The organism is Curtobacterium sp. PhB25, from assembly GCF_004365375.1.
Taxonomy (GTDB): Bacteria; Actinomycetota; Actinomycetes; order Actinomycetales; family Microbacteriaceae; genus Curtobacterium.
Window position 1 is genome coordinate 39935 of the sequence record NZ_SODR01000007.1, and the last position, 21689, is coordinate 61623.

General features: G+C 71.5%; 25 protein-coding genes. 8 read left to right on the forward strand and 17 right to left on the reverse strand.

Annotation, left to right across the window (positions count from 1 at the left end; all coding sequences use genetic code 11):
• The first annotated feature begins 36 nt into the window (after window positions 1-36).
• Window positions 37-1386, forward strand: a complete 1350-nt coding sequence (locus EDF51_RS14040; protein WP_123937450.1) for a M23 family metallopeptidase — start codon at window positions 37-39, stop codon at window positions 1384-1386.
• On the opposite strand, the gene EDF51_RS14045 is transcribed toward EDF51_RS14040, so the two are convergent.
• The 6 genes from EDF51_RS14045 to EDF51_RS14070 are packed head-to-tail and all read right to left on the reverse strand — an operon-like array spanning window position 1383 to window position 4427.
• On the reverse strand, window positions 1383-2156 hold the full coding sequence (locus tag EDF51_RS14045; protein ID WP_134195386.1) for an aminoglycoside 3'-phosphotransferase: 774 nt from the start codon (window positions 2154-2156) through the stop codon (window positions 1383-1385). The two genes, EDF51_RS14040 and EDF51_RS14045, sit on opposite strands and share 4 nt — an antisense overlap.
• A gap of 7 nt (window positions 2157-2163) precedes the next feature.
• Window positions 2164-2766, reverse strand: a complete 603-nt coding sequence (locus EDF51_RS14050) for a hypothetical protein (RefSeq protein ID WP_134195387.1) — start codon at window positions 2764-2766, stop codon at window positions 2164-2166.
• Window positions 2763-3401 carry a hypothetical protein gene (locus tag EDF51_RS14055; protein ID WP_131921330.1) on the reverse strand — a complete coding sequence of 213 codons (639 nt, stop codon included), beginning with the start codon at window positions 3399-3401 and terminating at the stop codon, window positions 2763-2765. The genes EDF51_RS14050 and EDF51_RS14055 overlap by 4 nt, the downstream gene beginning before the upstream one ends.
• On the reverse strand, window positions 3398-3769 hold the full coding sequence (locus tag EDF51_RS14060) for a hypothetical protein (RefSeq protein WP_131847060.1): 372 nt from the start codon (window positions 3767-3769) through the stop codon (window positions 3398-3400). Before EDF51_RS14060 ends, EDF51_RS14055 begins: the two co-directional genes overlap by 4 nt.
• Window positions 3766-3957, reverse strand: coding sequence for a DUF2273 domain-containing protein (locus tag EDF51_RS14065; RefSeq protein WP_111086173.1), 192 nt, complete (start codon window positions 3955-3957; stop codon window positions 3766-3768). Before EDF51_RS14065 ends, EDF51_RS14060 begins: the two co-directional genes overlap by 4 nt.
• Complete coding sequence (locus tag EDF51_RS14070; RefSeq protein WP_123293563.1) at window positions 3954-4427, reverse strand: Asp23/Gls24 family envelope stress response protein; 474 nt, start codon at window positions 4425-4427, stop codon at window positions 3954-3956. Before EDF51_RS14070 ends, EDF51_RS14065 begins: the two co-directional genes overlap by 4 nt.
• 120 nt (window positions 4428-4547) lie before the next feature.
• Between EDF51_RS14070 and EDF51_RS14075 the strand changes: the two genes are divergently transcribed.
• Complete coding sequence (locus EDF51_RS14075; RefSeq protein ID WP_134195389.1) at window positions 4548-5384, forward strand: exodeoxyribonuclease III; 837 nt, start codon at window positions 4548-4550, stop codon at window positions 5382-5384.
• Between the two features lie 113 nt (window positions 5385-5497).
• A complete protein-coding gene (locus tag EDF51_RS14080) occupies window positions 5498-5746 on the forward strand; it encodes a nuclease (protein ID WP_131921332.1) in 249 nt (82 codons plus the stop codon).
• A 19-nt stretch (window positions 5747-5765) separates the two neighbouring features.
• Here the strand turns inward: EDF51_RS14080 and EDF51_RS14085 are convergent, their stop codons facing one another.
• Together EDF51_RS14085 and EDF51_RS14090 are read right to left on the reverse strand one after the other, a co-directional pair.
• Window positions 5766-6173: an aldehyde dehydrogenase gene (locus EDF51_RS14085; RefSeq protein WP_134195391.1), complete on the reverse strand. Its 408-nt coding sequence runs from the start codon at window positions 6171-6173 to the stop codon at window positions 5766-5768.
• A gap of 222 nt (window positions 6174-6395) precedes the next feature.
• On the reverse strand, window positions 6396-7319 hold the full coding sequence (locus tag EDF51_RS14090) for an AEC family transporter (RefSeq protein ID WP_134195392.1): 924 nt from the start codon (window positions 7317-7319) through the stop codon (window positions 6396-6398).
• Window positions 7320-7392: 73 nt separating this feature from the next.
• On the opposite strand from EDF51_RS14090, the gene EDF51_RS14095 reads away from it, so the two are divergent.
• From EDF51_RS14095 to EDF51_RS14105, 3 genes are all read left to right on the forward strand, one after another.
• Entirely contained in the window at window positions 7393-7989 is a 597-nt protein-coding gene (locus EDF51_RS14095) for a nitroreductase family protein (protein ID WP_111086179.1), read from the forward strand.
• Window positions 7990-8068: 79 nt separating this feature from the next.
• Window positions 8069-8482, forward strand: a complete 414-nt coding sequence (locus EDF51_RS14100; RefSeq protein WP_111086180.1) for a hotdog domain-containing protein — start codon at window positions 8069-8071, stop codon at window positions 8480-8482.
• A gap of 100 nt (window positions 8483-8582) precedes the next feature.
• Window positions 8583-9341, forward strand: coding sequence for an HAD-IIB family hydrolase (locus EDF51_RS14105; RefSeq protein ID WP_111086181.1), 759 nt, complete (start codon window positions 8583-8585; stop codon window positions 9339-9341).
• 37 nt (window positions 9342-9378) lie between these two features.
• On the opposite strand, the gene EDF51_RS14110 is transcribed toward EDF51_RS14105, so the two are convergent.
• Both EDF51_RS14110 and EDF51_RS14115 read right to left on the reverse strand, forming a co-directional pair.
• The gene (locus EDF51_RS14110; RefSeq protein ID WP_123293557.1) at window positions 9379-10002 is read right to left on the reverse strand and encodes a phosphoribosylanthranilate isomerase; all 624 of its coding nucleotides are present in this window, start codon (window positions 10000-10002) and stop codon (window positions 9379-9381) included.
• A 49-nt stretch (window positions 10003-10051) separates the two neighbouring features.
• A complete protein-coding gene (locus EDF51_RS14115) occupies window positions 10052-11104 on the reverse strand; it encodes a serine/threonine-protein kinase (protein ID WP_123293556.1) in 1053 nt (350 codons plus the stop codon).
• A gap of 201 nt (window positions 11105-11305) precedes the next feature.
• Here EDF51_RS14115 and EDF51_RS14120 point away from each other — a divergent pair, with 201 nt between their 5' ends.
• The gene (locus EDF51_RS14120; protein ID WP_123293555.1) at window positions 11306-11509 is read left to right on the forward strand and encodes a DUF2945 domain-containing protein; all 204 of its coding nucleotides are present in this window, start codon (window positions 11306-11308) and stop codon (window positions 11507-11509) included.
• 11 nt (window positions 11510-11520) lie between these two features.
• Here EDF51_RS14120 and EDF51_RS14125 read toward each other — a convergent pair whose 3' ends face one another.
• Window positions 11521-12279 (reverse strand): DedA family protein, encoded by a 759-nt coding sequence (locus EDF51_RS14125; protein ID WP_228504475.1) that lies wholly within the window; start codon window positions 12277-12279, stop codon window positions 11521-11523.
• A gap of 51 nt (window positions 12280-12330) precedes the next feature.
• The gene (locus tag EDF51_RS14130; RefSeq protein WP_166673562.1) at window positions 12331-13506 is read right to left on the reverse strand and encodes an ROK family transcriptional regulator; all 1176 of its coding nucleotides are present in this window, start codon (window positions 13504-13506) and stop codon (window positions 12331-12333) included.
• 36 nt (window positions 13507-13542) lie between these two features.
• Here EDF51_RS14130 and EDF51_RS14135 point away from each other — a divergent pair, with 36 nt between their 5' ends.
• Window positions 13543-15288, forward strand: a complete 1746-nt coding sequence (locus tag EDF51_RS14135) for a beta-N-acetylhexosaminidase (protein ID WP_134195396.1) — start codon at window positions 13543-13545, stop codon at window positions 15286-15288.
• A gap of 289 nt (window positions 15289-15577) precedes the next feature.
• Here EDF51_RS14135 and EDF51_RS14140 read toward each other — a convergent pair whose 3' ends face one another.
• From EDF51_RS14140 to EDF51_RS14160, 5 genes are all read right to left on the reverse strand, one after another.
• Window positions 15578-17644, reverse strand: a complete 2067-nt coding sequence (locus EDF51_RS14140) for a fructose-specific PTS transporter subunit EIIC (protein WP_134195398.1) — start codon at window positions 17642-17644, stop codon at window positions 15578-15580.
• 82 nt (window positions 17645-17726) lie between these two features.
• On the reverse strand, window positions 17727-18722 hold the full coding sequence (locus EDF51_RS14145) for a hexose kinase (protein WP_134195400.1): 996 nt from the start codon (window positions 18720-18722) through the stop codon (window positions 17727-17729).
• A complete protein-coding gene (locus tag EDF51_RS14150; protein WP_123293549.1) occupies window positions 18719-19507 on the reverse strand; it encodes a DeoR/GlpR family DNA-binding transcription regulator in 789 nt (262 codons plus the stop codon). Before EDF51_RS14150 ends, EDF51_RS14145 begins: the two co-directional genes overlap by 4 nt.
• Window positions 19508-19782: 275 nt before the next feature.
• Window positions 19783-20640, reverse strand: a complete 858-nt coding sequence (locus EDF51_RS14155; protein WP_243650121.1) for a carbohydrate ABC transporter permease — start codon at window positions 20638-20640, stop codon at window positions 19783-19785.
• Entirely contained in the window at window positions 20637-21689 is a 1053-nt protein-coding gene (locus tag EDF51_RS14160) for a sugar ABC transporter permease (RefSeq protein WP_132100706.1), read from the reverse strand. The genes EDF51_RS14155 and EDF51_RS14160 overlap by 4 nt, the downstream gene beginning before the upstream one ends.

Below are 21689 nucleotides of genomic sequence, written 5' to 3' on the forward strand. Positions count from 1 at the left end.
CGATCTTCTCTGTACGGATGTATAGGCTCGTGGTCGATGTCTCGCCCCACCAGCCACCGCACCCCTCGTGCCTCCGTGCGCCTCCGCCTCGCCGTCACCGGACTGGCACTCGCGGGCCTCGTCGGCACGGTCGTCGTCGATGCACCCACTGCCCAGGCGGTGACCTACCCCACGTGGGACGAGGTCAAGAACGCCCGCGGCAAGGAATCCGCGAAGCAGGGGCAGATCACCGAGATCAAGGGCATCATCAGCGACCTCGACGCCAAGGTCGAGGCCGCACAGGCGAAGGCGAAGGAGCTCGGCGACGTCTTCTTCGACGCGCAGTCCGACGCGCAGGAAGCCGCCGAGAAGGAGCAGAAGCTCCGCGCCGACGCCGACGAACACGCGAAGGTCGCCGACCAGAGCGCCGCGCAGGCCGGCCAGTTCGCCGCGCAGATGGCCCGCTCGGGCGGTGCCGACGTCACGACCTCGGTGCTCACCAAGGGCGAGGACGCCCGCGACCTGCTCTACGACCTCGGCGCGCTGAGCAAGCTGTCCGAACAGGCCGAGCGCGTGCAGGCCGCCGCCAGCGTCGACGCCGGCGTCGCCCGCTCGCTCGAAGCCCAGGCCGACCGCGCTTCCGAAGAACTCGACAGCCTCGCCGCGAAGGCCGAGGCCCGCATGCAAGAGGCGCAGGCCGCCTCCGACGCCGTGCAGACCGCGTACGACGAACAGCAGTCGAACAAGGCCCGTCTCGACGCCCAGCTCGCGACCCTGGTCTCCGGCCGTGTCCGGACCGAGGCCGAGTTCGCCAAGGGTGAGCGCGTCCGCAAGGCAGCCGAGGCGAAGGCCGCGCGCGAGGCCGAAGCCCGTGCCGCCCGAGAACTGGCCGCGGCGGCAGCGGCAGCAGCGAACGCCGGCGGCGGATCGTCCGGCGGCGGTGGCGGCTCCGGCAGCAGCGGCTCGGGCAGTGGCGGCTCCGCCGGCTCGGGTGGCGGTCAGGGCTGGGTCCGTCCGGCCAGCGGCTACGTCATCAGCCCGTACGGCTACCGCGTGCACCCGATCTACGGCACCGTCATCAAGCACGACGGCACCGACCTGGCCAGCGGCTGCTCGACGCCCATCGTCGCCGCGTCGGCCGGCACCGTCGACTACGTCGGCTGGTACGGCGGCTACGGCAACTACGTCCGCATCAACCACGGCAACGGCGTGCAGACGGCCTACGGTCACATCGTCAACGGCGGCTTCCGGGTCGGTATCGGCCAGCAGGTCTCCGCGGGGCAGCTCATCGCGCTCGTCGGGTCGACCGGCCAGTCGACCGGGTGCCACAGCCACATCGAGGTGCACATCAACGGCGCCACGACCGACCCGGTGCCGTTCATGTCCGCGCGGGGCGTCGCCTTCTAGTCCCCGAGGTCGTCCACGTCGGCGTTCCACAGCGCGCGGTACCAGGCCGTCCGCTCCGGGTCGTCGGGCACCCCGTACGCCTCGTGGAACAACGACTCCCATCCGGGCCCGTAGTTCCACCCGAGCGCCATCGTCGCCACCCCCAGGTCCGCCCAGCGGTCGGCGACACCCGTGGCATCCAGGTCGACGTGCCCGCTCCACCGGCCGTCAGCGCCGATGAGCGTGTTCGGCGTGCACGGGTCTCCATGGCACACCACCGTCAGGTCGCGGGGAGGCTCCGGCCCGAGACGATCCGTGTCGGCACCCGCCGCGCGGGCCCGGTCGAGCCGCGCCACGGTCGACCACACGAAGGGGCAGTCGTCCACCGGCAGGGTGTCGTGGAACGCGCGGAGGCCCTCGCCCACCGCGACCACCGCGGTCCGGGGTTCGTCGTGCCACCGCGGGTCGACGGCACTCCACCCGGGGACGGCACGGGTGTGCAGCCACACGCCGTCGTCGTCCGCACCGTGGTCGAGCACCTCGGGCACCCGCACGTACCGTGACGCCCACTCCAGTCGCGCGGCCTCGTTGCCGATCCACCGGCCGTAGGCGTGCGGCAGGACCTTGACGAACTCGTCGGCGTGCTCGTCGGGGCCGATCCGGAACGTCGTGCCGCCGATCTCGTTGTGCCAGACCAGGGCGACCTCGCGGCCCCGGGCGGCCTCCGCGACCACCCGCGGCACGGGGACGACGGAGTCCGGCCCCGGCAGCCCGCCGATCGACCGCACCACGACCGACCTAGTGCACGCGGTCCGGGCGCGAGGACCCGGCCCCACCGCGTGCGATCTCGAGCAGGACCGGCAGGCGTTCGCCGAGCAGGGCGTCCAGGTCGGCCACGACGGCCTCGACCCGTTCGGTGACCTCGCGCGGTGAGGCACCCCGGCGCGGACGGACCCGCACCCGGATCGCCCGGCCGCCGCGGACGCGGTAGACGTCGACCGCGAGCGAGGCCACCTGCGGCAGCTCCCCGATCGCCGACGACAGCGCGTGCTGCACGGCCGTGGACTCGACGCGCACCGAACCGGCGACGCCGTCGGCTGATCCGTCGCTCTCGACGACGGTGCCCTCGCGGCCACCGCCGAGCGTCGTCAGCACCACGATCGCCAGGATGCCGACGACGACCCCGCCGCCGAGCACCCACGTCCACGACAGCAGGGAGTCATCGCGCGACGTGTCCGTGCCGAGGCCCGCGAGTGCGTCGCCGGCCGTGCGCCACCAGGACGCCACGAGCGGCAGGCCCTGGGCCGTCTGCACCAGGATCGCACCGACCCCGGCGACGAACAGGACGAGCCCGACGACGACGAGTGCCGTCCGGCCGAGCCCACGGTTGGTCGCGTTCATCCGTCCACCCGTCCGGTCGGCTGGACGCGCACCCGTGCAGCGAGGGCGGGCAGCGCGTCGATCCCCGCGAACTCGTGCTCGACGGCCTCGGTCGCGGCCACTGCGGGAACGTCGACGCCGGCGGCGGGACGCAGCACCACCTCGACGGTCCGGCGGCCCACGGTGCCGACGGCGGCATCCGGCCCGAGCCGCGTGACGGAACGGGCGGCACGTGCCGCGGCGGAGGCGAGCACCTCGTCGTCGACCACGACGGCGAGCCGGTCGGATGCCATCGCGTGGCGCGGACGCCGCTGCGGCAGGAACCCTTGCAGCAGGAGCACCAGGCCGACGAGGGCGACGATCGCCGCGATCCCGACGACGAGCGTGGTGTCGAGGCCGTCCGGCGCGGCGAGGGCGGCGTCCACCACGGCGCGCGGGTCGACGCCGAGGACGTTCTGGTCGAGCAGCACGAGGGCACCGGCGAAGACGGCAGCGGCTGCGAGCACGAGGGTGATGAGCATCGCGATGACGACGGCGCCCGACCGGGACACGTGGGTCTCGCGGCGGAGCAGACGGCGGTACGTGGCGGCGTGCTCGGTGGACGGTGCGGGGCCGGCCTCGGGAACCGATGCGGTCCGGCCGTCCACGGCGGTCACCGGACTCTCCGCGGGACGTCGACGACCGACGACGCGAACGTCACGGTCACCCGGGACACCTGTCGGCCGGTGATGGTCCGGAGGCGCTCGGCGATCGTGCCGCGGGCCCGGTGCGCGCTCGTGACGACGGGTTCGTCGGGGACCGCGTGGGTCCCCAGCACGGGCAGGGTGAGCGGGGCGGTGATCTCGACCGCCAGCGCGCCGCGGCCGTCGTCGGAGACCCGGGCACGGACCTCCCGGAAGGCCACGCGCAGCGCTTCGGCGGCGACCGCCTGGGCGGTGTGCACGAGCGCCGACGTGCCGATGCGGTCGGAGCCGCGGAGCCGGACGCCGCTGTCGCCGACCGTGGCGACGGCGGCGTCGGTCACGACGAGCTCCGGCGTCCGCGCAGCACGTCGACCAGGCGACGCACGTCGACGTCACCGGCGACGATGCGGGCGACCAGGCCGCCGACGGCCATGCAGACGGCGACGACCACGAACGCCCAGAACCCGAGGGTCACCGCGACGATCGCGAGGAGGGCGCCGACGCCCATCCCGACGACGGTGGCGTTCACCGGACCCGGCCCTCGCGGACGTCGCCGTCGAGGTCGTCGGCGGTGCCGTTCAGTGCCGGGATGTTCACGTCGTTGATCGCGATGTTGACCTCGGTGACCTCGAGCCCGACGAGCTCGGTGACGGCGCTCGTGACGGCGGCGCGCACGGCGGACGCGACGTCCATCATCGGGATCGGGTAGTCCACGACGATCGTCAGGTCGACGGCGACCTGGGTCTCGCCGACCTCGACGCGGACGCCCTGGCCGAGCGCGCTCGAGCCGATCGCGTCGCGGATGGCGCCGAAGGCCCGCGAGGCGTTCCCGCCGAGGGCGTAGACGCCGGGGACGTCACGCGCGGCGATGCCCGCGACCTTGGCGACGACGGTGTCGTCGATGATCGTCTTGCCCTTGGCCGTGACCTGCGTGGTGGTGGTGCCGGTCGTGGTGCCGGTCGTCGCGGTCCCGTCGACGCGGTTCGTCGTCGATGCCATCAGTGCCTCCTGCGCTCGCTTGCTGGACTTCCAGCGAACACCATCGTGCCGCGCTCCGCCCGAGAGCGGCAGGCGGCGCGCTGCACGGCGGGGTCGGTCGTCCCCGGTAGGTTCGATCCCATGCGCGTGGCGACCTGGAACGTGAACTCCGTCCGCACCCGAGTGGGGCGGATCGTCGACTGGCTGGTGCGCGAGGACGTCGACGTCCTCGGCATGCAGGAGATCAAGTGCAAGCCGGAGCAGTTCCCGGTGCAGGCGTTCGAGGACGCCGGCTACCACGTCGAGGCGCACGGCCTGAACCAGTGGAACGGTGTCGCGTTCGCCAGCCGGCTGCCGATGGAGGACGTGACCCGCGACTTCCCCGGCCAGCCCGGCTTCCTCAAGGGGCACGAGGGGCCGGACCTGCCCGTCGAGGCCCGGGCCATCGGCGTCACCGTCGACGGCGTGCGGCTCTGGAGCCTGTACGTGCCGAACGGGCGCGAGGTCGGCGACCCGCACTACACGTACAAGCTCGACTGGCTCGCGCAGCTGGCCGACCGGACCGCCGAGTGGATCGCCGCGTCGCCGGAGACCCCGCTCGCGCTGATGGGCGACTGGAACGTCGCACCGCTCGACACGGACGTGTGGGACGTCCGCGTGTTCGAGGGCCACACCCACGTCAGCGAACCGGAGCGCGCCGCGTTCCGGGCGTTCGAGGCGAAGGGGCTGCAGGACGTCGTCCGGCCGATCGTCCCCGACGGCTACACCTACTGGGACTACAAGCAGCTGCGGTTCCCGCGCAACGAGGGCATGCGCATCGACTTCGTGATGGGCTCGCAGGCCTTCGCCGACGTCGTCACCGATGCCTCGATCCACCGCAACGAGCGCAAGGGCGACGCCCCGAGCGACCACGTCCCCGTGGTGGTCGACCTCGACCTGGACACGTCGCTCGACGACGACCGCCCGATGATCTTCTGAGCGGTCACGCGGTCGTGACGCGTTCTGTTACGCCCGGCGTCCGCCCTCGTTGAGCACGTGACGGCGCCGACGTAGATTTCCTGCACCGAACCCCTTCGAGAGCAGGTGAAGCCATGTCCCGCACGACGATCCTTCCCATCCAGCGCGTCATGGCGAACGCGGCCCCCGGCGCCTGGCGCGACGGCATCGTCGTCGAGACCCGTCCCGCAGACGCCGTCGTGGTGTTCCTGGACGGCGGCGTGACCCAGCTCCGGGTGGCGGACGCCGACGGCTTCCTGTCGGTCGGCGACCCGGTCGCCCACCACCCGGTGGCGGAGATCCTCAGCGCCGGCGGTCGTCAGACCACGGCACGCAGCGCGTAGCGCAGACGGTCGGCCTGGTTCAGGCGGACATCGAGGCGAGCATCGCCTCGCACTTCGCGACCATCTCGTCGCAGGCCATGGCGCAGTAGCGGCACGACTCGTCCATGTCCATGTGCTTCCGGCACTCGGCAGCACACATCGTGCCCATCGTCATCACGGCCATGAGCATCGCCTGCATGCTCGGCAGGTCCATGCCGGCCGGACGCATCATCATCCGCATACCGGTGTCGGCCATCATCGCCGTGTTGGAGCACATCGCGGCGCACGTGGCCATCTCGCCGCCCATGCGCATGTCGCTCGCGGAGCACATCGTGGCGGCCATCGACGCGGCGTTCATCGCCATCATCGTGTCCTGCATCACGTCCATGTCCATCGCTGCGGGCATGTCCGTCATCGACATGTTCTTCATCATCGCCATCGTGTCCATCGGAGGTCTCCGTCCGTCGTGGTCCCGAGGCGGGTCCGCCCCGTGGGTGTCAGCGTACGCGCGCCCCCGATGCGCTTCGTGAGCAGCAATGGTCGGGTCGGTGACCGCGACCCGACCATTGCTGCTCACCATCCGCGGTGCACGCGACCCCACGGCGGACGGGAGGCACGGGGCGGCCCCGCCACGGGCCTCCCGTCCGCCTCGCGGTGCGTCCAGGGCGCGCTACGGGTGCAGCAGCGCGGCGATCGCGACCAGGACGGGGACCGAGCCGATCGTCGAGATGAGCACCACGTCGCGGGCGACCGGGACCGCCGCGTCGTAGCGCTGCGCGTAGTTGAACACGTTCTGCGCCGCCGGCAACGCCGCCAGGGTGGTGAGCACGAACACGTCCTGGTCGCCGAGCCCGAACACGAACCGTGCGAACACGTACGCGACCGCCGGCATCACCACGAGCTTGATCGACGACGCCACGATGACGTCCGTCCGGATCGCCGGGTCCCGCAACGGCGCGGCACCGTGCAGGCTCATCCCGAACGACAGCAGGACGACGGGCACGGCTGCCGCACCGACCAGCGAGAACGGCTCGAGCACCGGGTCGGGCAGCGTGGTGCCGGTCGCCGAGAACACGAGGCCGACCAGCGAGGCGATGATGATCGGGTTCCGGAACGGCCCGGAGATCCGGCGTCCCCAGCCGCCGGCGCCCGAGGTCGCGGTGTCGAGGATCGTCAACGCGACCGGCGCGATGACGATGAGCTGCAACAGGATCACCGGCACCACCGCGGTCGCCTGCCCGAGCACGTACACGGCGACCGGCAGACCGATGTTGTTCGCGTTGACGTAGCTCGCGGCCAGGGCCCCGACCGTCGTGGTGGTGACGGGACGCCGCAGCACGAACCGGAAGACGGCCGCCGCCCCGAGTGCGACGACGGCCGCGCTCAGCAGCGAGACCCAGAGCATCGGGGACAGCAGCGACTCGATGTCGGCCGAGGCGATGGTGTGGAAGAGCAGGCAGGGCATGAGCACGAAGAACGCGAGGCGACTCATCACGAACTGTGCGTGCGGGCCGAGCAGTCCGATGCGCCCGACGACGTACCCACCGGCGATGATCGCGCCGATGATCGCGAAGCCGGTCAACACGCCACCCATCGCGTCCATCCTTGCACCATGTGACGTCGCTCAGGTCGGAAATGCGTTCGCATCGAATACCGTTGCAGGCACCATGACCTCGACGAACGCCGACACCCTCACCCGGTCCACCGACTCCAGCCAGCCCCTCGTACCCCTGCTCGAAGAGCGCTGGAGCCCCCGTTCCTACGACGAGACCGCGACGATCTCGGACGAGCAGTTCGACGCCGTCCTCGAGGCCGCCCGCTGGGCCGCATCGGCCATGAACTTCCAGCCCCGCCGCTTCATCGCGGGCCGTCGTGGCACCGAGACGTTCCGCAAGATCAACGAGAACCTGCTCGGCTTCAACGCCGCCTGGGCCTTCCGTGCCAGCGCCCTCGTCGTCGGCGTGCTCGAGACCGTGACCGAGGACGGCGACGAGCGCCCCTTCGCGCAGTACGACCTCGGCCAGTCGCTCGCCGCCCTGACCGTCCAGGCGCACGCCGAGGGCCTGCACGTGCACCAGATGGCGGGCATCGACGCCGCCGGCCTGCGTGCCGCGTTCGACCTGCCGGAGCGCTTCCTGCCCTTCACCGTGACCGCCATCGGCACCGTCGCGCACCCGTCGCAGCTCGACGAGAAGGCGGCCGAGCGCGAGGTCGCACCGCGCACCCGCCTGCCCCTCGACGAGGTCGTGCTCGTCAAGGAGTAGTCATCGGTACCAGCACGCGGCCGCGTCCCCGCCGGGGCGCGGCCGCTGCCGTACCCGCTGCCGCGTAGAATGTCGTGACATGCAGCCCGAGATGAACTTCTACACCCGCAAGTGGGTCCGCCCCGAGGACCTCAACGCCAACGGCACCCTGTTCGGCGGCAGCCTGCTCCGCTGGATCGACGAAGAGGCCGCGGTCTACGCGATCATCCAGCTCGGCAACGGCAAGGTCGTCACGAAGTACATGTCGGAGATCGAGTTCGTGTCCTCGGCGAAGGAGGGCGACATCGTCGAGATCGGCCTCGTCGCCACCCGCTTCGGCCGCAGCTCGCTCACGATGCGGGCCGAGGCGCGGAACCTCTTCACGCACCGCAGCATCCTCACCATCGACGAGGTCGTGTTCGTGAACCTCGACGACGACGGCAACCCGGCGCCGCACGGCTACACGGACATCACGTACGACCGCGACCGGGTCCCCGCGACGCACCGCGCCTGACCCGCGTGACCGCGCGTGACCCCGCAGACATCGCGCACGTGCCGGGCGCTGTGAGCACCGCACCCGGCACGTGATCGGTGGCCTCTGGCAGGATCGGGGCATGACCACGCCCCGCCTCGTCGCCTTCGACCTGGACGACACCCTCGCCCCGTCGAAGTCCTCCCTCGACCCCCGCATGCTCGAGACCTTCGCGTCCCTGCTCGAGGTCGTGCCGGTCGCGGTCATCTCCGGCGGCAACTTCACGCAGTTCGAGCAGCAACTCGTCACCCCGCTCCGCCACCGCGACGGCCTGACCCTCGACGACCTGCACCTGCTGCCGACGTGCGGCACGCGGTACTACCGCTGGTCCGACGACGACTGGGCCCTGCAGTACGCCGAGGACCTCACCGACGACCAGAAGGCGCGCGCCCTCGCAGCGGTCGAGTCCGTCGCGAAGGACGCCGGCTACTGGGAGTCCGAGACCTGGGGCGACATCCTCGAGGACCGCGGCTCGCAGATCACGTTCTCCGCGCTCGGCCAGGCCGCTCCGGTCGACGTCAAGAAGCAGTGGGACCCGACCGGCGCGAAGAAGGACGACCTCCGTCGCCGGGTGCAGGCGGAGCTCCCCGACCTCGAGGTGCGATCCGGCGGCTCGACCAGCGTCGACATCACCCGCAAGGGCATCGACAAGGCGTACGGCATGCAGCGTCTCGCCGAGATCACCGGCATCGCGCTCGACGACATGCTCTTCGTCGGCGACCGGCTCGATCCCGAGGGCAACGACTACCCGGTGAAGGCCCTCGGTGTGCCGTGCCACGCGGTCGAGGGCTGGGAGGACACCGACGCCTTCCTGACCGAGCTCATCCCGACCCTGCGCTGACCGCGCGGCAGCCGACGGCGCGGCAGCCGACCCCGCGTCAGCCCAGGCTGCGGACGGCCTCGACGAAGGCGCGGATCTTCGCCGGGTCCTTGACCCCGCGCTCGGACTCGACGCCGCTCGACACGTCGACACCGTCGGGGTCGAGCGCCTCGACCGCGGCGACGACGTTGGCGGGGGTGAGGCCGCCCGCGAGGATCCAGGCCTCGTCGATCCCGCCCTCGATCACAGCGGGGTCGATCAGCCGACCGCTGCCCGGCACGGCGGCGTCGAGCAACAGCAGGTCGTGGTCGTACGAGGCGCGCTGCTCGGCGGTCTCACGCAGGTAGTCCTCGGCCGCGAGGGCTCGGATGGTGAAGAAGCCGGCGTCGCGGGCTCGGGCGAAGTCGGTCGCGGCTTCGCCACCGTGCAGCTGCAGGGTGGTGAGCCCGACCTCGGACGCGATGCCGACGATCTCGTCGATCTTCTGGTCGCGGAAGACCCCCACGGCGTCGATGCCGTCCGGCAGCCGTTCGACGAGTTCCTTCGCCAGGTCGGCCGTCACGGTGCGGGGGCTGTTCGCGGCGAAGACGAACCCGACCGCGTCGGCGCCCGCGTCGACGGCGGCGTCCACGGTGTCGGGCGTCGACAGGCCGCAGATCTTGATCCAGCGCTGGTCGGTCATGCTGTCCATCCTGCCAGGGACCACGGACGAACGGGACGCGCGGGCGACGTCAGTGCAGCATGCCCGCGACGTAGGCGGAGCCGCACGCGACCAGCACGCCGAACGCCGCGAACGAGCCGACGAGCACGTTCCGCCGACGCCAGCGGCGGACGGCCGAGAACGTGCCGCGCTTCGCGTGCCGGTGGGCCGCCCGGTGCATCCGGTGATCGCGCTGGTGCTTGACCCGCTCGGGTCCGAGCGGCACCGGGCCGGTGACCTGTGTGGAGCCGCCTCGCAGGGCGTTCGCGATCGCGACCGCGGTCGGACGACGCTCCGGGTCGCGGGCGGTCATCCGGCTGAGCAGTTCGCGCCACTCCGAGGCGACGTCGTCGGGGATCTCGGGGTCGTGCCGCAGGCGGGCCAGTGCCGCCTCGATCAGGGTGCCGGAGTACTCCTGCTTGCCGGTCAGGGACTCGAGCAGCACCAGTCCGAGCGAGTACACGTCGGTGGCGAAGCTGATCGGCTCACCGGCGACCTGCTCGGGGCTCAGGTACGCCGCCGTGCCGATGATCGTGCCGTCGTTCGTCAGGCGCGAGCCGTCGACGAAGTGCGCGACGCCGAAGTCGGTGAGCTTCACGGTCCGGGCGAAGCCGGACGAGCCCTCGTCGCTGATCAGGATGTTGGCGGGCTTGACGTCCCGGTGCACGATGCCGCGCGAGTGCACGTAGGCCAGGGCATCGGCGAGCTGGGCGCCGAGGTCGGCCACCTCGTAGTTGTGCAGGGCCCCCTCGGACAGTCGGCGCAGCAACGTCGTGTCGGCGATGAGCTCCATCACGATGAACCGGTGCGGGCCGTCGGGGAAGTCGTGCGTGCCGGCGTCGTAGAGCGGGATGAGCCCGGGGTGCGACAGCATGCTGAGGAGCCGGATCTCGCGCTCCTGCCGGACGCGGTCGGCCGTCGTCATCTTGTCCGGCGTCGCGAAGAGCTTCACGGCGACGGCGCGGTAGGTGTGCTCGTCGCGGGCCTCGTAGACGGTCCCCATGCCACCCGTGCCGATGAGCTTCACCAGTCGGTACCGGCCCGACAGGACCGTCTCCGTCCGCAAGCCGTCGAGCAGGGTCATGGTGTCCGTCGTTCCGTCGGGAGCCGCAGGTTCCGCGGCTGCTGCCGGCGTGTTGGCTCACGAGAAACGGTACGCGTCCGACTCCCGTTTTGGGCGGGTGTTATGACATCGTGATCGGCGTACTTCCCTGTGTTCATGCGGATGCATCAGGGTACCGTTCGACCTCCGACCAGGGTGAGCGATCACGCAAGGAGGACAGCGATGGCACTGACGAAGGGTGACGAGGTGCACTGGAACACCTCGCAAGGGAAGACGACCGGGAAACTCGTGCGGAAGCGCACGAGCGACTTCGAGTTCGACGGTCAGACGTTCAAGCCGACCGACGACGATCCGTACTGGATCGTCGAGTCGGAGAAGAGCGGCAAGCAGGCCGCGCACAAGGAGTCGGCGCTGACCAAGGCCTGACGACGACCGGCTCAGTCGCGGGCGGGCTCGGCGCGACGACGACCTCGTGCGCCCCCGCTCGCGGCACCGTCACCGTTGCCGCCTCCGTCCGCACGACGGTCTGCCCGCCACCGTCGCACCCGCCGGACCACGAACGTCACCACGACGACCGCGATCGCGACGTAGAGCACCCGGTCGATCCACTCGGTGTACTGCTCGACGCGGTCGTACTGCGAGCCGAACGCGGCACCGAGCAGCACGAGTGCGCTGTTCCAGATCCCGCTCGCGATGATCGTGAACACCGAGAACGTGCCGAGGTGCATGCGGTCAGCGCCCGCGGGCAGGGAGATGAGGCTGCGCACGATCGGGACGAAACGGCCGAAGAACACCGCGCTCTTGCCGTGCCGGTGGAACCACGCGGCGGCCTTGCGGAAGTCGTCCTCGTCGACCAGGGGGAGCTTGCCGAACCACCGCGTGGTGCGCTCGAACCCGATCTTCGCGCCGAGCCAGTAGAGCACCAGCGCCCCGAGGTAGGACCCGAGCGTCGCCAGCACGAGGACGAGGACGAGGTTCATCTGCCCGGCGCCCGCCAGGAACCCGGCCAGCGGCAGGATGAGCTCGGACGGGATCGGCGGGAACACCGTCTCGATGAAGAGCATGAGCGCGACGCCCCACTCCCCCAGGGCGTCGATGATCTGGAGCACGAGGCCGGAGAGTCCGCCCAGGTCCGAGGGAGCGGTGGAGTCGCCGGTGGCGACGGTCATGGCACGGGCGGTCACGGCAGTCGTCATGCCCCCAGCATCCCTGAGCGCCCTGTCAGGACCCGGCGCGGTACCTGAACGTCAGCCGAGTCCCATGTGCGAGGTCCGCACGTGCGTCAGCGACCGCGCGAGGGCACCGCGGGCGACGGCGTCGCGACCCACCGTCGACGGCACGACCTCGACGGGGTGCCGGAGCTGGGGCATGACCACCGCGGCGAGCGCCTCGGCGAACACCGACGCCGCCGGCAGGACCTCGCCCCCGACGACCACGATCTCGGGGTCGATCGTCGTGACGAGCTGCACGACGCCCGGTGCCACGTCGTCCGCGAAGGCGCGGACGACGTCGACCGCCGCCGGGTCCGGACCGTCCTCGCCGACGCGACCCGGCGCTGCGCCCCCGCGCCCGGCTGCGGCGAAGACCGACTCGAGGTCCGTGTCGGACGTGATCCGGGCCTCCAGGCGGGCGGGCGCACCGGGCCACCCGGTCGAGGCCAGGCCGCCCATCTCGCCAGCCGCACCGCGCGCCCCGCGCGCCAACGCCCCGTCGATGACGTAGGCCGCACCGATCTGCCGACCCATCACCAGGTACAGGCCATCCTGGACGCCCCGGAAGCGCCCCCACATCGCCTCGGCGGTGGCGGCGAGCTTGGCGTCGTTGTCGAAGAACGTCGCGATGCCGGGGAAGAGGTCCTGGATCCGGCCGGGCACGCGGCGCTCGACCCACTCGGGCACCGCGACCGTGTAGTCGATCTCGCCGGCGCGGTCGACGACGGCGGGGACGCCGAACGTGGCGGCGAGGACCGGGGACGCCTCCGAGTCGGCCGTCAGGCGGCGGACGACGTCCTGCACGCTCGTCCAGGCCTGCTCCGCGTCGGCGAGGTCGGCGTAGCGCTCCTCGACCCGGGTGAGGGTGTTCCCGCGCAGGTCGGCGCGGATGCCGACGATGCCGTGCAGTCCGAGGTCGACGCCGAGCACGGAACCGGCGGTGGCGTCCGCGGCGAAGCGCTTGGCCCGGCGGCCGGCCTTGTTCGGGGTGGCGATCGCCTCGGCCTCGGTCACCCAGCCCTCGTCGACCAGGTCTGCGAGCGCCGCCTCGACCGTGGGGCGGGAGAGCCCGACGGTGCGGCTGAGCTCGGTCACGGTGCGCGACGCGTCGTCGCGCAGGAGCTCGTCGAGGATGGCCCGGGAGTTCATGAGTCGGAGCACACCCGGCGTCGTCCCCACGACACTCGGGATCGTTGACACGGTCTCGTCCACGGCCATAGCCTCCACATTACGAAAGATCATTGAGGAATGGTGGACTCCGACATGCTCATCCCACGACCGCGCCGCGCCGTCCCCGGCACCGGCGCCTTCGAGATCACCCCGTCGACCCGCATCGCAGCGGACGCAGCGAGCGGATCGGTCCGACTGTACCTGCAGCAGACGCTCCGGGCGTCGACCGGCCAGCCGGTCCGCGACGCAGCGGAGGACGTGGCCGTCGACGGGGCGGCCTCCGCCGACGGGTCGGTGCGGACGAGCGTCATCTCGCTACGCGTCACCGACGACCCCTCCCTGCCCGCCGGTCCGCCGTCGCCCGAGGGCGAGCGCGCCGAGTCCTTCCGCCTGACCGTCACACCCGACGGTGTCGACGTCGCGGGCGGCTCGGCCGCCGGCGTGTTCTACGGCGTCCAGGCGCTCCTCCAACTGCTGCCCGCCGACGTGTACCGGAGCGGCCGCGTCGGCACCGGGCCGTGGTCCGTCCCGTCCACCATCGTCGAGGACGCCCCCGCCTTCGCCTGGCGCGGCGTCATGCTCGACGTCGCGCGGCACTTCCGCACCAAGCACGAGGTCATGCGCGTCGTCGACCAGCTCGCGGCGCACCGGATCAACCGGCTGCACTTCCACCTGACGGAGGACCAGGGCTGGCGCATCGAGATCCGGAAGTACCCGCGCCTGACCGAGGTCGGGTCGTGGCGCCGCGAGTCCCAGGTGGGCGCACACGTCCCCGACGCCGACGGCGTGCTGCGCCCGGCATCGTTCGACGGCCGCCCGCACGGCGGCTACTACACGCAGGACGACATCCGCGAGATCGTCGCCTACGCGGCAGACCGGTTCGTCACCGTCGTCCCCGAGATCGAGACCCCCGGACACGTCCGTGCCGCGCTGGCCGCCTACCCGTCGCTCGGCGTGCACCCCGAGACGCCGGTGGAGGTCTGGACCGAGTGGGGCATCACCGACGACGTCCTGAACGCCGACGACAGCACCGTCGACTTCTTCAAGGACGTCCTCGACGAGGTCATCGCGCTCTTCCCCTCGCGCTACATCGGCATCGGCGGCGACGAGTGCCCGAAGGTGCAGTGGGTCGAGGACCCCCGCACGCAGGAGCGCATGCGTTCACTCGGGCTCGAGGACGAAGAGCAGCTGCAGGCCTGGATCATCGGGCAGCTCGCGGCACACGTCGCCTCGCACGGGCGGCAGGCGTTCGGCTGGGACGAGATCCTCGAGGGCGGCACGCTCGACCCCTCGGCGACCATCGTGTCGTGGCGCGGTCTGACCGGCGCCCGGACGGCGGCGAAGCGCGGGCACGACGTGATCTCGTCGCCCGACGACCAGGCCTACCTCGACTACCGCCAGAGCGACCTGGCGACCGAACCGATCCCGGTGTCCATCGTGCTGACGGTCGACGACGTCTTCGGGTTCGACCCGGTGCCGTCCGGCCTGACCGAGTCCGAGCGCGCCCACGTCATCGGCGGCCAGGGCAACATGTGGACGGAGCACGTCGACACCGCCCGGAAGCTCGACTACCAGCTGTTCCCGCGGGTGGCGGCGTTGGCCGAGGCGCTCTGGTCGGCGGACGTCACCGGACCGCGCGACGTCGCCGAGTTCCGCGGGCGGTTGGCCGAGCACACCGCGCGGCTCGAGGCGATGGGGATCGAGTACCGGCACGAGGCCGGGCCGTTCCCGTGGGAGCAGCGTCCGGGCGTCCCGGGGCGGCCGCACTCGCGCGAGGACCGCGCCGCCTACATCGACGCGATCACCGCGAACATCGCCGAGTAGGGAGCGCTCACCCAGCGCGCGGGCGTGCTCACGCGCTCACGCCTGCCCCTTCTCGCCGCGCCGAGGTTCCACGACCCGCCGCTCACTTCCGCCGAGGTTCCACGAACGGCCGCGCATGCCCCCAAGGTTCCGAGATCTCGGAACCTCACGGGGTGGGTGCGACCGCGGACGGACGGGAGGCCCGGTGCCAGCTGGCACCCCTCCCTCGCAAGCTCGGTCGGCGCGCCCCGCGCAACGCTTCGCGTTGCCGCTGAGCGGGGCGCGCCCGTCCGTCACGCGGTGACGTCGACTACACGGCGACGGCCACGCGGTCGTCTGCAGTCTCGGACACGGCGGCGTCCGTCGCCGGGGCCCGACGCACGAACTTCTTCAGCCCGACGAGCACCAGCGCGGACACGATCGTGCCGGCCAGGATCGCGACGATGAACATCGCGACGTCCCCGATGGCGAAGAACACGAAGATCCCACCGTGCGGCGCCCGCGAGGTCACACCGGCAGCCATCGAGATCGCACCCGTGACCGCGGCACCGACCATCGATGCCGGGATCACGCGCAGCGGGTCGGCGGCCGCGAACGGGATCGCGCCCTCGGAGATGAAGGACGCCCCGAGCAGCCAGGCGGCCTTGCCGTTCTCGCGCTCGGGCTTCGTGAAGCCCTTGCGGTACAAGACGGTCGACGCGAGTGCCAGGGCGAGCGGCGGCACCATGCCGGCAGCCATCACGGCGGCCATGATCTCGAACGGCACGACGTTGGTGGCGGTCCCGGCGCCGAGCCCGGCGACGGCGAACGCGTAGGCGACCTTGTTGACCGGGCCGCCGAGGTCGAAGGCCATCATCAGGCCGAGGATGATGCCGAGCAGGATCGCCGAGGCGCCGGACAGCGAGTTGAGGAACTCGGTCAGCTGGGTCATGAGCCAGGCGATCGGTCCACCGAGCACGAGCAGCATGAGGCCGGAGGCGATGATCGACGCGAACAGCGGGATGATCACGACGGGCATCAGGCCACGCAGCCAGCGCCAGGTCGGGATGCGACCGATCCAGTACGCGGCGGCACCGGCGATGAGGCCACCGATCAGGCCACCGAGGAACCCGGCGTTCATGAAGACGGCGATGGAACCGGCGACGAAGCCGGGCGCGATGCCGGGTCGGTCGGCCATGGCGTAGGCGATGTACCCGGCGAGTGCCGCGACGAGGAAGCCGAGCGACACGGAGCCGATCTGGAACGCGGCGGCACCGAGGTAGTAGCGCAGCCCCTCCGGCGGCAGGTCGACCAGGTTGTAGTGCTGGAGCGCGAAGACCGCGTTGTTCACGCCGTCGTCACCGTGGGTGAGCGCGATGCCGTAGCCGGCGAGCAGGAAGCCGAGCGCGATGAGCAGCCCGCCGCCCGCGACGAACGGGATCATGTAGCTGACGCCGGTGAGCAGCCAGCGCTTGAGCGCTTGGCCGAAGTGCTCGTTCTTGGCGGTGGACGCACCGTCGACGGCTGCACCGCCCTGGACGCGTGCGGCGTTCGGGTCGTCCGAGGCACGGATGGCCTCGGCGATCATCTTGTCGGGCTCGTCGACGCCGCGCTTGACGGGGCCCGAGACGAGCGGCTTGCCGGCGAAGCGACCGCGGTCGCGGACGTCGACGTCGACCGCGAACACGACGGCGTCGGCGCGGGCGATGAGGGCAGGGTCGAGGGGCTCGACCTGCGAGGACCCCTGGGTCTCGACGTGCATCTCGGCACCGGCGCGCTGCGCCGCGGCGACGAGGGCGTCGGCCGCCATGTAGGTGTGCGCGATGCCGGTCGGGCAGGCGGTGACGCCGACGAAGACCTTGCGGCCCGGCGCGGGTGCGGCGGTCGGACTGGAGGCGCTGCTCGCCTTCCCGACGCCGGCTTCGGACACCTCGCCGCTCACCTCGCGGTCGACGAGCTGGACGATCTCGTCCGGGGTGGCTGCGGCGCGCAGGGCGGCGGTGAAGTCGTCACGGATGAGCGCACGGGCCAGGGTCGAGAGGACCGTCAGGTGGTCCTTATCGGCCCCTTCGGGTACGGCGATCATGAACACGATGTCGGCGTCGCCGTCCGGGGCGCCGAACGACACCTTCCGGGCGAGACGCGCGAACGCCAGGGTCGGCTCGGACACCGACGCCGATCGGGCGTGCGGGATCGCGATGCCGCCGGGAACCCCGGTGCCGACGCTGGCCTCACGCTTGATGGCGTCCTCGGCCAGGACCCGGCCGTCGGCGGCGCGGCCGGTCGCGGCGACGCGGTCGGCGAGGACGCGGATGACGTCGGCCGAGGTGGCACCGAGGTCCTCGTCGAGGCCGACGAGCTGGGCGCTGATGAGGCGCGGACTCGAGTCTGCGGACATGTGCTTGCTCCTTCGCAATGGCGCTGATCGCGCGGGTCGTGCAGGTGTTCGGGGAGTGGGGGTGTTCGAGCTGGGGCGGGGGTCAGGCGGGCTCGGGTGCCGGGTGCGTCGTGAGCACCCGGACCGAGATCGCCGTCGGGTCGGTGTGGTCGAGGGCGGGCACGTCGCTGCCGGGCAGGGCTGCTGCGGCGGCTCCGGTCGCGACGGCCTGGGCGAGGCGCTGCTCGGGCGACGCTCCGGCCACCTCGGCGAGCAGGTAGCCCGCGAGCGAGGAGTCCCCCGCGCCGACGGTGGAGCGGGCGACGATCCGCGGTGCTGCGGCGGCGAAGGCGCCCTCGTCCGACACCAGCACGGCGCCGGCGCTGCCGAGGGTCAGCAGGACCGAGCCGACGTTCCGGTCGCGTAACCGCTCGGCAGCGGCCACGGCGGCGTCGAGGTCCTGCTCGTAGGTGTCGGGGTCGCCGCCGACGACCTCGGCGAGCTCCTCGGCGTTCGGCTTGACCAGGTCGATCCGCTCGCCGGACTGCAGCAGTGCGGTGAACGGGACGCCGGACGAGTCGACCGCGATCCGGACGTCCTCACCGTGGCGTGCGCGGACGGCGCGGACGAGCACGGCGAGCGCGTCGTCGGGGAGTCCGGGCGGGAGCGACCCGGCGAAGACCACCCAGCGGGCGGCGGGTCCGGTGGCGGTCGCCGCGGCCGTGTCGGCGACCAGGTCGGCCAGGTCGTCCAGCCGGCCGGCGAACGAGGGACCGGGCTCGTTGAGCTTCGTGGTGGTGCCGGTCGGCTCGGTCACGGTGACGTTCGAGCGGAGCGGCGCACCGATCGACAGTGCCGCGGCGGGGATGCCGCGCGTGGCGAGACCGAGCAGCACGGGGTCGAGCTCGTCGCCGGGCAGCACGGCGATGGTGTCCCCACCGCTCGCGACGACGACGCGGGACACGTTGACGCCCTTGCCGCCGGGCTCCGCGGTGGAGCGGATGGCACGCTGGACGGCGCCGCGCTGCAGTTCGCCGGAGAGCTCGATGGTGCGGTCGAGGCTCGGGTTCGGCGTGACGGTGACGATGCGGCGGCTCATGCGACGACGACCTCGACGTCGGCGTCGGTCAGGGCGCCGGCGAGGTCGGCCGGCGGCTCCTGGTCGGTGACCACGGTGTCGATCTCGTCGAGCCGGGCGAAGCGCATCAGGGCCTCGACCCCGTGCTTCGCGGCGTCGGCGAGCACGACGGCTCGGCGGGCGGCGAGGACGTAGGCGCCCTTGACCGCGGCCTCGTACTCGTCCGGGGTGCTCAGCCCGAAGCCGGCGGACAGGCCGTTCGTGCCGACGAAGGCGATGTCGGGCCGCAGGGCGCTGATCTGCTCGACGGTGGCGGTCCCGACGGCGGCGCTCGTGACCCCGCGCACCCGGCCACCGAGCAGGTGCAGCTCGACGTGCTCGCTGTGCTGCAGGGTCGCGGCGATCGGGACGGAGTTCGTGATGACGGTGAGGGTCGCGCCAGCGGTGGCGGGTTCCCACCGTGCGAGTTCGGCGGCGACGGCGGCGCAGGTGGTGCCGGCGTCGATCGCGATCGAGCCCGTGAATGTCGAGGGCACCAGGCGCATCGCGGCGCGGGCGATGTCGGACTTCGCGGAACCGTGCTGCCCTTCGCGCTCGGCGACGGAGAGTTCGACGACGCTCGAGCGACCGATCGGCACCGCTCCCCCGTGCACGCGGCGTAGGACCCCGGCGGACTCGAGGGTGTCGAGGTCACGGCGCACGGTCTCGGTGGTGACGTCGAAGTGCTCGGCCAGATCGGCGACGGAGACCCGGCCGGCGTCCTGCAGCGCTGCTGCGATCGCGTCGTGCCGCTCGGTTGCGTACATGCCCGAACTCCTTCGTTCCCGTGGGTTTCAGGAACCATAAGCCACAAACCCACACAAACACAACCACCCCGCCCCGCGTCCCTCCCCGCCCCCTCCCGCTCCCTCCCCCAAGGTTCCGAAATCTCGGCATCTCGCGCGAACCGCAGCCTTTCCGTGGAACCTCGGCGTCCAGCACGCGGCATGTCGTGGAACCTCGACGGACGGCACACGCACGAACACCCCACACGCACGAACACCCCGCCGCGTGTGTGCGACGGGGTGTTCGGTCGAGCGGGTCAGCCCTTGACGGCTCCCGCGGTCATACCACTGACCAGCCGACGCTGGACGATGAGGAAGAAGACGACCACGGGGATCGAGAACAGCACGCTCGCCGCCATCAGCCCACCGAAGTCCGTGCCCTTGTTCGTCGAGAAGCCGGCGAGCCAGACCGGCAGCGTGTACATCCCCTGGTCCTTGAGCATCACGTACGCGATCAGGTAGTCGTTCCACGCCGCGATGAACGCGAACACGCTCGTGGCGATGACCCCGGGCATCACGAGCGGGAACAGCACGCTCCACAGGATCCGGAAGGTGCCGGCCCCGTCGACCTTCGCGGCCTCTTCGATCTCGACGGGCACGGCCACGAAGAACCCGCGCATCACCCAGATCGAGAACGGCAGCACGCTCGCGACGTACGCCAGGATCAGCCCGACGTAGCTGTTGAGCAGACCGAGCGTCTGGAACGACAGGAACAGCGGGATGAGCAGTGCGCCCGACGGGATCATCTGCACGAACAGGATGCCGACCAGGATCGCCCGCCGCCCGCGGAACCGGAACCGCGACAGCGCCGCCGACGCCAGGAACCCGACCACGATCGACAGCAGCACGGCGGCCACCACGACGATGGTCGAGTTCCGCAGGTAGACCAGGAAGCCCTCTTGCGTGAGCGCGCGGGTGAAGTTGTCGAGCGTGGGGTGCAGTGGTGCCCAGATCGGGGTCATGGTGGTGACCTCGTCCGCCGGCTTGAAGGCGGTGTTCACCATCCAGTAGATCGGGAACACCCACACCAAGCAGAACACCACCGCGATGGTGTTCGCCACCACGCGCGGCTTCCGCTTCCGCGCCCGCACCGGCGCAGCATTCGAGACGGTCACAGGTCCTCCTCCCCGCTGCGGACGAGCCGGCGGATGTAGTAGCTGGTGAGCGCGCCGAGGATCACGGTCGAGATGACGGCGATCGCGGCGCCCTGGCCGTAGGCGTTGGAGACGAACGACTTCACGAACGTCCAGATGCCCAGCGTCAGGGTGGCCTCTTCCGGACCGCCCCTCGTGAGCAACCAGATCTGGTTGAAGACGTTGAAGTCCCAGATCACCGACAGGATCGACACGAGCAGCAGCGTCGGGGCGAGTGCCGGCAGCGTGATCGCGCGGTACATCGTCCACGTCGAGGCACCGTCGAGCGCCCCGGCCTCGTAGTACTCCGGCGCGATCTGCGACTGTGCGGCGTACAGCGTCAGGGCGACGAACGGCACGGCCTGCCAGATCACGAGCGTGAGCACGATCGTGTACGCCTGCCCGGGGTGCGACGCCCAGTTGTCCTGCGTGTGGTCGCCGAACACCCGCAGCTGCGTGATGAGCCAGTTGAGCACCCCGTAGAAGGGCTGGAACAGCCACTGCCACACCAGGCTCGATGCGACGTTCGGCATCGCCCAGGCCAGCACGAGCACGACGCTGACCACGGTGCGCATGGCGACGCCCAACCGGGTGAGCAGCTGCGCGACGCCCATCCCGATGACGATCGTGCCGAGCACCATCGCCCCGGTGACCAGGACGGTGCGCAGGATGACCGGCCAGAACGACGCGTCGGTCAGAACGTTCGTGTAGTTCGAGACCCCGGCGAACCCGGCTTCCCCGGTGAAGATCGCCCGGAGCCCGTAGTCCTGGAACGAGATGACGACGAGCCGGACGAGCGGGTAGACGACGAGCGCGAGCAGCAGGATCGCCGCGGGCGCCAGCAGGACGAGCGGTGCGCGCGACGCCACCGCCGACAGACGACGCGCCCCGCGGCCGGGACGAACCGGCCGCCCGAACCCGGCACCGCCGCTGCCCCCGGTGCCCCCGGCGCCCGCGCCCCTGGTCCCCCCGCCGCCGGCGACCGGCTCGGACTGCTCCGAACCGGTCGCCTGCTCTGCAGTGGAGGTCAT

What these genes read in the sequence shown, in the direction of transcription:
- EDF51_RS14095 (WP_111086179.1), top strand. Translation starts at nt 7,393, where the DNA reads ATGACCTCGACGAACGCCGACACCCTCACCCGGTCCACCGACTCCAGC.
- EDF51_RS14140 (WP_134195398.1), bottom strand. Translation starts at nt 17,644, where the DNA reads ATGTCCGCAGACTCGAGTCCGCGCCTCATCAGCGCCCAGCTCGTCGGC.
- EDF51_RS14040 (WP_123937450.1), top strand. Translation starts at nt 37, where the DNA reads ATGTCTCGCCCCACCAGCCACCGCACCCCTCGTGCCTCCGTGCGCCTC.
- EDF51_RS14160 (WP_132100706.1), bottom strand. Translation starts at nt 21,689, where the DNA reads ATGACCTCCACTGCAGAGCAGGCGACCGGTTCGGAGCAGTCCGAGCCG.
- EDF51_RS14075 (WP_134195389.1), top strand. Translation starts at nt 4,548, where the DNA reads ATGCGCGTGGCGACCTGGAACGTGAACTCCGTCCGCACCCGAGTGGGG.
- EDF51_RS14105 (WP_111086181.1), top strand. Translation starts at nt 8,583, where the DNA reads ATGACCACGCCCCGCCTCGTCGCCTTCGACCTGGACGACACCCTCGCC.
- EDF51_RS14100 (WP_111086180.1), top strand. Translation starts at nt 8,069, where the DNA reads ATGCAGCCCGAGATGAACTTCTACACCCGCAAGTGGGTCCGCCCCGAG.
- EDF51_RS14115 (WP_123293556.1), bottom strand. Translation starts at nt 11,104, where the DNA reads ATGACCCTGCTCGACGGCTTGCGGACGGAGACGGTCCTGTCGGGCCGG.
- EDF51_RS14110 (WP_123293557.1), bottom strand. Translation starts at nt 10,002, where the DNA reads ATGACCGACCAGCGCTGGATCAAGATCTGCGGCCTGTCGACGCCCGAC.
- EDF51_RS14120 (WP_123293555.1), top strand. Translation starts at nt 11,306, where the DNA reads ATGGCACTGACGAAGGGTGACGAGGTGCACTGGAACACCTCGCAAGGG.
- EDF51_RS14145 (WP_134195400.1), bottom strand. Translation starts at nt 18,722, where the DNA reads ATGAGCCGCCGCATCGTCACCGTCACGCCGAACCCGAGCCTCGACCGC.
- EDF51_RS14050 (WP_134195387.1), bottom strand. Translation starts at nt 2,766, where the DNA reads ATGAACGCGACCAACCGTGGGCTCGGCCGGACGGCACTCGTCGTCGTC.
- EDF51_RS14085 (WP_134195391.1), bottom strand. Translation starts at nt 6,173, where the DNA reads ATGGACACGATGGCGATGATGAAGAACATGTCGATGACGGACATGCCC.
- EDF51_RS14070 (WP_123293563.1), bottom strand. Translation starts at nt 4,427, where the DNA reads ATGGCATCGACGACGAACCGCGTCGACGGGACCGCGACGACCGGCACC.
- EDF51_RS14125 (WP_228504475.1), bottom strand. Translation starts at nt 12,279, where the DNA reads ATGACGACTGCCGTGACCGCCCGTGCCATGACCGTCGCCACCGGCGAC.
- EDF51_RS14080 (WP_131921332.1), top strand. Translation starts at nt 5,498, where the DNA reads ATGTCCCGCACGACGATCCTTCCCATCCAGCGCGTCATGGCGAACGCG.
- EDF51_RS14150 (WP_123293549.1), bottom strand. Translation starts at nt 19,507, where the DNA reads ATGTACGCAACCGAGCGGCACGACGCGATCGCAGCAGCGCTGCAGGAC.
- EDF51_RS14090 (WP_134195392.1), bottom strand. Translation starts at nt 7,319, where the DNA reads ATGGGTGGCGTGTTGACCGGCTTCGCGATCATCGGCGCGATCATCGCC.
- EDF51_RS14135 (WP_134195396.1), top strand. Translation starts at nt 13,543, where the DNA reads ATGGTGGACTCCGACATGCTCATCCCACGACCGCGCCGCGCCGTCCCC.